At 56.5% G+C, this 9,020-nt stretch carries 10 protein-coding genes; 9 read left to right on the plus strand and 1 reads right to left on the minus strand.

The window, feature by feature from the left end:
- The first annotated feature begins 9 nt into the window (after positions 1-9).
- The 9 genes from AB4Y96_RS16520 to AB4Y96_RS16560 all read left to right on the plus strand — a co-directional run bounded on the left by AB4Y96_RS16520 (position 10) and on the right by AB4Y96_RS16560 (position 8,606).
- Positions 10-1,155 (plus strand): benzoate/H(+) symporter BenE family transporter, encoded by a 1,146-nt coding sequence (locus tag AB4Y96_RS16520; RefSeq protein WP_441918520.1) that lies wholly within the window; start codon positions 10-12, stop codon positions 1,153-1,155.
- Between the two features lie 115 nt (positions 1,156-1,270).
- A complete protein-coding gene (locus tag AB4Y96_RS16525; RefSeq protein WP_441918521.1) occupies positions 1,271-1,726 on the plus strand; it encodes a DUF2852 domain-containing protein in 456 nt (151 codons plus the stop codon).
- Between the two features lie 123 nt (positions 1,727-1,849).
- On the plus strand, positions 1,850-2,608 hold the full coding sequence (locus AB4Y96_RS16530; RefSeq protein ID WP_091879304.1) for a M48 family metallopeptidase: 759 nt from the start codon (positions 1,850-1,852) through the stop codon (positions 2,606-2,608).
- Positions 2,608-3,249, plus strand: coding sequence for a YdcF family protein (locus tag AB4Y96_RS16535; RefSeq protein WP_441918522.1), 642 nt, complete (start codon positions 2,608-2,610; stop codon positions 3,247-3,249). The genes AB4Y96_RS16530 and AB4Y96_RS16535 overlap by 1 nt, the downstream gene beginning before the upstream one ends.
- Positions 3,250-3,506: 257 nt before the next feature.
- Complete coding sequence (locus AB4Y96_RS16540) at positions 3,507-4,166, plus strand: phosphoribosylanthranilate isomerase (RefSeq protein ID WP_441918523.1); 660 nt, start codon at positions 3,507-3,509, stop codon at positions 4,164-4,166.
- 17 nt (positions 4,167-4,183) lie between these two features.
- A complete protein-coding gene (gene trpB / locus AB4Y96_RS16545; RefSeq protein WP_091880190.1) occupies positions 4,184-5,434 on the plus strand; it encodes a tryptophan synthase subunit beta in 1,251 nt (416 codons plus the stop codon).
- Positions 5,435-5,436: 2 nt separating this feature from the next.
- Positions 5,437-6,276, plus strand: a complete 840-nt coding sequence (trpA, locus tag AB4Y96_RS16550) for a tryptophan synthase subunit alpha (RefSeq protein WP_091879305.1) — start codon at positions 5,437-5,439, stop codon at positions 6,274-6,276.
- 41 nt (positions 6,277-6,317) lie between these two features.
- Positions 6,318-7,235, plus strand: coding sequence for an acetyl-CoA carboxylase, carboxyltransferase subunit beta (accD, locus tag AB4Y96_RS16555; RefSeq protein ID WP_441918524.1), 918 nt, complete (start codon positions 6,318-6,320; stop codon positions 7,233-7,235).
- A gap of 42 nt (positions 7,236-7,277) precedes the next feature.
- Positions 7,278-8,606 carry a bifunctional folylpolyglutamate synthase/dihydrofolate synthase gene (locus tag AB4Y96_RS16560; protein ID WP_441918525.1) on the plus strand — a complete coding sequence of 443 codons (1,329 nt, stop codon included), beginning with the start codon at positions 7,278-7,280 and terminating at the stop codon, positions 8,604-8,606.
- A 50-nt stretch (positions 8,607-8,656) separates the two neighbouring features.
- Here AB4Y96_RS16560 and trxA read toward each other — a convergent pair whose 3' ends face one another.
- Positions 8,657-8,980 (minus strand): thioredoxin, encoded by a 324-nt coding sequence (gene trxA / locus AB4Y96_RS16565; RefSeq protein ID WP_091879310.1) that lies wholly within the window; start codon positions 8,978-8,980, stop codon positions 8,657-8,659.
- Between the last annotated feature and the right edge of the window lie 40 nt (positions 8,981-9,020).

Raw genomic sequence — 9,020 nt, forward strand, 5'->3', positions numbered from 1 at the left:
GTTTCACCCATGCGCTCCTCCGTGATTGCTTCTGCTGTCGTTGCTGCCATCGTTGGCTTTGGCGGAACGCTCGCGCTGATCATCGCGGCTGCAAACGCGCTTGGGGCAACACAGGCAGAGACAGCAAGCTGGGTTACGGCGCTCTGTCTCGCCATGTTTGCCGGCACTGGTTATCTGAGCTGGCGCTATAAAATGCCCATTATCACCGCGTGGTCGACACCGGGTCTGGCGCTGATCGGGGCAAGCACCGGCTTTACCATGCAACAGGGCGTTGGCGCCTTCATTGTCACGGCGATCGCCATCATCATCACAGGATTGGTCAAGCCGGTCTCGGGTCTCGTCTCCAAAATCCCCGCATCGATTGCTTCGGGCATGCTTGCTGGCGTTCTCTTCGCGTTCCTTACCGGCGCAGCGCGAACCATTCCTGTCGATCCGCTGTTTGTATTACCGCTGATATTGCTCTTCTTCGTCATCCGCCTGTTCAGCCCCGCCATGGCTGTGCTCGCGGTGCTTTTCGGCGGAATTCTGTTTGCTTTTGCAAGCGGCCGTGTCGCCAATGTGCCGGATATCGGTCTTTCTACTCTCACGCTCATCATGCCGGTGTTCGATACCAGAGCGATTATCGGTATTGCCCTTCCCCTCTACCTTGTCACAATGGCATCGCAGAATTTGCCGGGCTTCGCAGTTCTGCGTGCTGCCGGTTACGAACCGCCAACATCAGCGGCATTGCAGGTTACAGGATTCATCTCGCTGCTAACCGCGCCTTTCGGTGCGCATACCAGCAACATGGCGGCGATTTCGGCGGCAATCTGCACGGGACCCGACGCCCATCCAGACCCGGCGCAACGCTGGTTGACGGGACCGTTCTACGCACTCTCATATCTGATACTGGCAATTTTCGGCGCTTCACTGGTGGCGCTCTTTGCAGTCCTGCCCGCTCCATTGATTGCACTCGTTGCCGGACTTGCCCTTATCGGCGCCTTTGCCAATGCGTTGACCATTGCCCTCAAGAATGAGACGGAGCGGCTTGCCGCCGTTGTGACCTTTGCGGTGACCGCATCGGGCATTTCGATTGCCGGAATTGGCGCGGCCTTCTGGGCGCTGGTTGCCGGCCTGCTTGTCGTTGCCTTCGATCACGCAAAGAAACATATCTGATTTCAAACCCTTATCGCATTCCCGCTCACGATTTCTTGAAAAGCCGCAATCTGTCTCCCATGTCGTATTCAATCGACCAATCGGGGTCGGGCTTTCGTGAGAAGGAAGAGGTTTTATGAACACTGCTGCTTTGATCCGGCCAGGCTGGACCCCTGCAACCATCGCCCTGATGATTATTGGTTTCATGCTGTTCTGGCCGCTTGGTTTCGCCATGCTCGCTTATATCCTTTGGGGTAACCGGCTGGATGGTTTCAAGCGCGACATTAATCGCGCCACCGATGGCTTCTGTGGCGCGTTCCGCCGCGGCAATGGTCCATCTTTCGGACGTGGTTCCTTTGGCACAGGCAATGTTGCCTTTGACGAATGGCGTGAGAAAGAACTTGAGCGCCTCGCTGAAGAGCGTCGCAAGCTTGAGGAAATGCGTGCCGAGTTCGAAGACTATGCGAGCGAACTGCGCCGTGCCAAGGACCGGGAAGAGTTTGATCGCTTCATGGCCGAGCGCAATGCCGCGCCGAAAAAGCCGTCATCGCGCAAATCGGTTCCAGGCGTTACCGACGCCGAAGAGGAATAACCACTCTGCGGGCGGTTTCCTCCGGTGCTGCCCGCAACCTGACACTAAAGCGGCGTCGGAGCCTTCCGGCGCCGCCTCTGTTTTGTCTCACGGCTTTCACCCGAATCAATTAAAGTCCTGCACATGATCCTGTCTCTGTTCAAAAGCCCGCCGAAAAAATCCGCGACGCTGAAAGTCGAGCGGAGCTACGAGGTTGCCGGTCGTATTCTGCCCTTGCGTGTGATGGAGAATCCCCGGGCAACGCGGCTAACCCTGCGCATCGATGCGGGCGGCAAGGGCTTGCGAATTACCGTGCCACCGGGAATGCCTGTGCGCGAGGTTGAAAAGTTTCTGGCGCGGCATGAGGGCTGGATCGAAACCCGCATTGCCAAAATGCCGGATCAGCCGAAAGTGCGCCCCGGTGTCAAAATCCCGATCCGCGGTGTCCCTCATCTTATCGTGCATGAACCCGGCAAGCGCGGGACTGTCCAGCAGGAAAACGGCGCAGAAGGCCCGAGATTGATCGTGCATGGCGACCGGCCACATCTCGCCCGCCGTGTTGGCGATTTTCTCAAGCGCGAGGCGCGGCACGATCTCGATATGCTTGTGGCCCGGCATACGGCAACGGTCGGGCGGCGTGCCAAGGTCATTCGGCTGAAAGATACCAAGAGCCGCTGGGGCTCTTGCACATCAGATGGAACACTCTCTTTTTCATGGCGCATCATGATGGCACCGCCGCCGATCATCGATTATCTCGTTGCCCACGAAGTGGCACACCTGAAAGAGATGAATCACGGGCCAAAATTCTGGAAACTCTGCGGCGAACTCTGCCCCGATACCGAACGGTGCAAGGCTTGGCTGAAACGCAATGGCAGTGCCTTGCAGGCGATTGATTTCAGTTGATGTCAGAGTCCCTTACGCCAGCTGTAGAAGCAGCTGCCCGCACGCTGTGGGATTTTCATCTCATCTATGACCCGCTTGAAAAGGCTGATCTCCTTATAGGATTGGGCAGCTATGACCTGCGCGTTGCAGATCGTTGCGCTGAATTGTTTCATCAGGGATTGGCACCGAAAATCCTGTTCACCGGCAAGGCTGGCAATTGGACCGATCATCTTTACAAAACGTCAGAGGCGGAAGCCTTTGCCGAGCGCGCCAGAGATGCTGGCGTTCCTGCCGAAGCCATCATCATTGAACCAAACGCCACCAATATTGGCGAGAATATCCGGTTTGCCCGGTCGATGGCAGGCGATGCCATGAAGCGGATCATCTTTGTGACCAAGCCGCAGACGCAGCGCCGGGCATTTGCGACCGTAAGAGCGCAGTGGCCGGAAGTTCATGCAGATATCACCGCGCCACTCATCAATTTCGAGCAGCAGCCAATTCCTGCCTACCCGCGCGACAAGCTGATCCATGAAATGGTCGGTGACGTCAAACGTATGATCGATTATCCGGCCAAAGGCTTTCAGATTCCGCAATCAATCCCTGCGCCTGTCGCAGATGCCTTCGATTTTCTTGTCAAAGCGGGTTATGACCACCATCTTTAGAGCTGCGGTCGTGAATAGCACTTTGCAAAGCGGTGGTGCGTGGTTCGACAAGCTCACCATGAGGGAGAGCGAGGATGCAACGATAATCGCAGAGATTGCAGATCATAAAGGTTGCAGAACTCAGCTCCCCTCATCCTGAGCTTGTCGAAGGGCCTCATGGTGAGCTTGTCGAACCACGAACCGCGAACCTGCACCACCAACCATAAACCAAGCAAAACACTCGACTCCTGCGTGTTTTCATGGCACTGGCACCGATTATGAGACTTGATATCAAAATATGCGGTTTGAAGACCGAGGATGCGGTTGCGGCAGCGCTTGATGAAGGTGCGTCGCATATCGGTTTCATCTTCTTTGGCAAAAGCCCGCGCAATATTGATCCGCAGACTGCCGGCCGCCTGCGCCAAGCAGCACAAGGCCGTGCCAAGGCGGTTGCTGTAACCGTGAATGCGGATGACGCGACGCTTGATATGATCGTTGCCGGAATGAAGCCTGATATGCTGCAACTGCACGGCGATGAGAGTCCCGCTCGGGTTGCCGAGGTAAAACAACGCTACGGATTGCCTGTCATCAGGGCACTTGCCCTGCGCGAACGCCGCGATCTTGACGCGATTACCTCCTATATCGGTATAGCTGACCGGTTTCTGTTCGATGCCAAGCCCCCCAAAGGATCGGAACTTCCGGGCGGAAATGGTGTGTCTTTCGATTGGCAGATCCTCGGTGCCCTTGACGCCTCCATTGATTACATGCTTTCCGGGGGCCTCAACGCTGGCAATGTTGCCGAGGCGCTGGAAGCGACGAATGCGCGCGGTGTCGATATTTCGTCAGGTGTCGAGTCCGCGCCCGGCGTAAAAGATGTTAGCCTGATCAGAGAATTTTTCCGGGCTGTGCGCGCTGCCAAAAGCGCAGACGCAGCCTGAACAAACGGAGCGGAATGGTGGACAAGGCGGTTGAACCCAATTCATTCAAGACAGGCCCTGACGAAGAGGGCATGTTTGGTATTTTCGGCGGGCGCTTTGTCGCCGAAACCCTGATGCCGCTGATCCTTGAATTGCAGCAAGCCTATGATGACGCCAAGAACGATCCGGCTTTCAAGGCTGAACTGCGTGAACTGTCGACCAATTATGCCGGACGCCCTTCAAAACTCTATTATGCTGAAGGCCTGACCAGGCATGTCCGCCAGCTCGCCAAAGACAAGGGTCTTGATGGCGGTGCAAAGATTTACTTCAAGCGCGAAGACCTCAACCACACCGGCAGCCACAAGATCAACAATTGCCTCGGTCAGATTCTGCTGGCCAAGCGCATGGGCAAGACCCGGATCATTGCCGAAACCGGCGCTGGCCAGCATGGTGTTGCCTCTGCAACAGTCTCGGCGCGCTTCGGTCTTCCCTGCGTTGTCTATATGGGTGCGACAGATGTTGAACGGCAGGCACCCAATGTTTTCCGCATGAAATTGCTCGGTGCGGAAGTGAAGCCGGTTGCGTCAGGTCATGGCACGCTGAAAGATGCGATGAACGAGGCCCTGCGCGACTGGGTGTCAAACGTCGATGACACCTATTACCTGATCGGTACTGCCGCAGGTCCGCATCCCTATCCTGAACTGGTGCGCGATTTCCAGTCGGTGATCGGTGAAGAAGCCCGCGAACAAATACTGGAGCGCGAAGGCCGCCTGCCCGACACGATTATCGCTGCCGTCGGCGGTGGTTCAAACGCCATTGGCCTGTTCCATGCTTTCCTTGATGACAAGAGCGTCGAGATCATCGGTGTTGAAGCCGGTGGCCGTGGCCTTGATGGCGAAGAACATTGCGCTTCGATGAGTGCTGGACGGCCGGGCGTCCTCCACGGCAACCGTACTTATCTTTTGCAGAATGCAGACGGCCAGATTCTCGACGGTCATTCTGTGTCCGCCGGTTTGGATTATCCGGGTGTCGGCCCTGAGCATTCATGGCTGCGCGACACGGGCCGGGTTTCCTATGTGCCGATCCTCGATAACGAAGCTCTCGACGCGTTCCAGCTGACGACGCGCGTTGAAGGCATCATCCCGGCACTTGAATCCGCTCATGCCATTGCTCAGGCTGTGAAAATCGCGCCCACCATGGCGCAGGACAAAATCATGATCGTCAACCTGTCAGGTCGTGGCGACAAGGACGTGCATACGGTTGGCAAATTGATGGGTATGGAGATTTAAGCATGGCGAGCCGTATCGACAGAAAATTTGCTGCGCTGAAGGCTGAGGGACGTCCGGCGCTCGTGACCTATTTCATGGGCGGTGATCCGGATTACGACACCTCGCTGAAGATCATGAAAGCGCTGCCCGGCTCCGGTTCGGATATTATCGAACTCGGCGTTCCCTTCTCAGACCCTATGGCCGATGGTCCGGCCATTCAGGCCGCTGGTCTGCGTGCGCTGAAAAAGGGCATGTCACTGACAAAGACGCTGGCACTGGCCGCAAGCTTCCGCGAGAGCGACAATACCACACCCATCGTTCTCATGGGGTACTACAATCCGATCTATATCTATGGCGTCGACCGCTTCCTTAAAGATGCGGTAGCATCTGGCATTGACGGCCTGATCATTGTCGACCTGCCACCTGAGATGGATGCGGAACTTTGCATTCCTGCCATCAAGGCGGGTATCAATTTCATTCGCCTTGCCACCCCAACCACAGATGAAAAGCGTCTGCCTAAAGTGCTGCAAAACACATCGGGCTTCGTCTATTACGTCTCGATGAACGGCATTACCGGTTCCGCCCTGCCCGATACGAGCAAGGTGGCGGACGCCGTCAAGCGCATCAAGGAACACACGGATCTGCCTGTCGTTGTCGGCTTCGGCGTCAAGACTGCCGAACAGGCCAAGGTCATTGGCATGGCGGCTGACGGCGTTGTCGTCGGCACGGCAATCGTCAATGCGGTCGCCAATACAATCCGTCCGGATGGCTCGCTCGTCGCCGATCCGGCAGAAGCCGTCGCCACGATGGTGCAGGGACTTTCCAGCGGCGTGCGCGCCGTGCGCCTTGCAGCGGCGGAATAGAAGCCCTAAATCAAAATATCGACGAAAGAACAGGACCGATCATGAACTGGATCACAAATTACGTCCGGCCGAAGATCAATTCGATGCTTGGTCGCCGTGAAATGCCCGAAAACCTCTGGATCAAGGATCCGGTTTCTGGCGAAATGGTCTTCCATACCGATCTGGAAAAGAACCAGTGGGTTGTGCCATCGTCCGGTCACCACATGCGCATTCGTGCCAAGGACCGTCTGCGGTACTTCATGGATGACGGTGCCTACGAATTGCTGGAACAGCCGAAGGTAGCAACCGATCCGCTGAAGTTCCGTGATGAAAAGCGCTATATTGATCGCCTGAAGGAACATCGCGCCAAATCAGGCGTGGAAGATACAATCATCAACGCACTCGGCACGATCGAAGGTTTGCCGATTGTTGCGACTGTGCAGGATTTCAGCTTTATCGGCGGCTCTCTCGGTATGGCGGCGGGTGAAGCGATCATCAAGGCGTTCGAAACGGCAATTGCGCAAAAACGGCCACTGGTGCTGTTTGCCGCATCAGGTGGAGCGCGTATGCAGGAAGGCATTCTTTCGCTGATGCAGCTGCCGCGCACGACCGTTGCTGTGGAAATGCTGAAAGAAGCGGGCCTGCCCTACATCGTGGTCCTGACCAATCCGACCACCGGCGGCGTTACAGCTTCCTATGCCATGCTCGGTGATATCCACATTGCTGAGCCGGGTGCGATGATCGGGTTTGCCGGACAACGCGTTATCGAACAGACCATCCGGGAAAAACTGCCTGAGGGCTTCCAGACCGCAGAATATCTGAAGGCACACGGAATGATCGATATGGTTGTGCCGCGCACCGAACTTAAAGCCACCATTGCCCGCCTTCTGAAGATGCTTATGGGCGAAAAAGCCACGGAAGTTCCCGTAGCCAAGCCAAATGGTGCCGCACTACCGGCAACGATTGAAGCCGAAGCTTGATTCATTTGATGGTTCTGGAGGCTTTTGCCATTGGTTTTGTCCATGTCATCCAAGGCTGAGGCGATCATTGCGCGGCTGCTCGGGCTGCATCCCAAGGGTTTTGATCTATCGCTGGGGCGTGTCACGCGTTTGCTTGATACGCTGGGCAATCCGCATCTGAAGTTGCCTCCCGTCATCCATGTGGCGGGAACCAATGGCAAAGGCTCCTGCGTCGCCTTTTCGCGGGCTCTGCTGGAAGCCGCCGGTTATACTGTTCACGTTCACACTTCACCCCATCTTGTTCATTGGCACGAGCGCTACAGGCTCGGCGCACCGGGTGGCGGCAAGCTGGTTGAAGATGCTGTGTTTGCCGATGCACTGATGCGGGTCGAGGAAGCCAATGCGGGCCAAGCCATTACCGTCTTCGAGATACTCACGGCCGTTACGTTCGTGCTGTTTTCCGAGCATCCCGCCGATGCGGTGATCCTTGAGGTCGGTCTGGGCGGCCGTTTCGATGCCACCAATGTCATCCCGGAACCCGCAGTCAGCGTCATCATGCCGATCTCGCTTGATCATCAGCCCTATCTTGGCGATCGCGTGGAACTGATTGCCGCCGAAAAAGCCGGGATTATCAAACCGGGATGCCCGGTTGTTATCGGAGCGCAGGAAGAGGACGCCGCGCGCATTGTGCTGATCGAAACAGCCGAGCGCCGGGATTGCCCCTTCGCTGTCTATGGGCAGGACTTTTTGGCCTTCGAAGAACGCGGGCGAATGATCTATCAGGACAATACCGGCCTGCTGGACCTGCCCTTGCCCTCCCTGCTTGGCCGCCACCAACTGTCCAATGCCGCTGCGGCCATTCAAGCGGTCAAGACGGCTGGCTTTACCCTGCCCGATTATGCCATCGAAACAGCCATGACGACGGTCGAATGGCCAGCACGCATGCAACGCCTGGTCAGGGGAAAGCTGATTGAGCTGGCAGTGCCGGGTTCCGAGATATGGCTCGACGGCGGTCACAACCCCGGTGCAGGCATGGTGATTGCCGAGGCCATCGCCTCGCTGGAAGATCGCAGCCCGCGTCCGCTGTTTTTGATAACAGGCATGATCAACACGAAAGATCCGGTTGGCTATTTCGCTGCTTTCACCGGCATGGCACGGCACGTCTATACGGTGCCGATCCGTTCCAGCGATTCCGGTATTCCCCATGACGAGCTGGCGATTGCCGCAGCGGAAGCCGGGCTTTCTGCCGAACCGGTGCATTCCGTCGAGAATGCCCTGAAAATATTGCGCGACAGTTGGGACAAGTCAGAACCGGCTCCGCGTATTCTTATCGGCGGCTCTCTCTATCTTGCTGGTGACGTTCTGTCAGAAAACGGAACACCGCCGCAATAATAAAAAGCCCGGCACAAGGCCGGGCTTGATAATAGCAAACGTCTTTCAGCTTATGCAGCTGAATTGCGAATCCAGTCGCTGAGCTTGCTCTTGGGAGCAGCGCCAACCAGATTGGCAGCCAGTTCGCCGTCCTTGAACATGAGCAGTGTCGGAATGGAACGCACGCCAAACTGGGCTGCAAGTTCAGGATTCTCGTCGATATTGACTTTCGCGATCGTGACCTTGCCTTCCATCTCCGAAGCGATTTCTTCAAGGGCTGGTGCGATCATCTTGCATGGGCCGCACCACTCGGCCCAGAAGTCAACAACAACAGGCTGACCGGCCTGAAGCACATCGGACTGGAAATTGCTGGTGTCGATCTTGACGGTAGCCATCGGCTTTTCCTTATTACGTTATTGAATGTTGCCCATCATG

This window comes from Phyllobacterium sp. TAF24, from assembly GCF_052113785.1.
Lineage (GTDB): Bacteria > Pseudomonadota > Alphaproteobacteria > Rhizobiales > Rhizobiaceae > Phyllobacterium.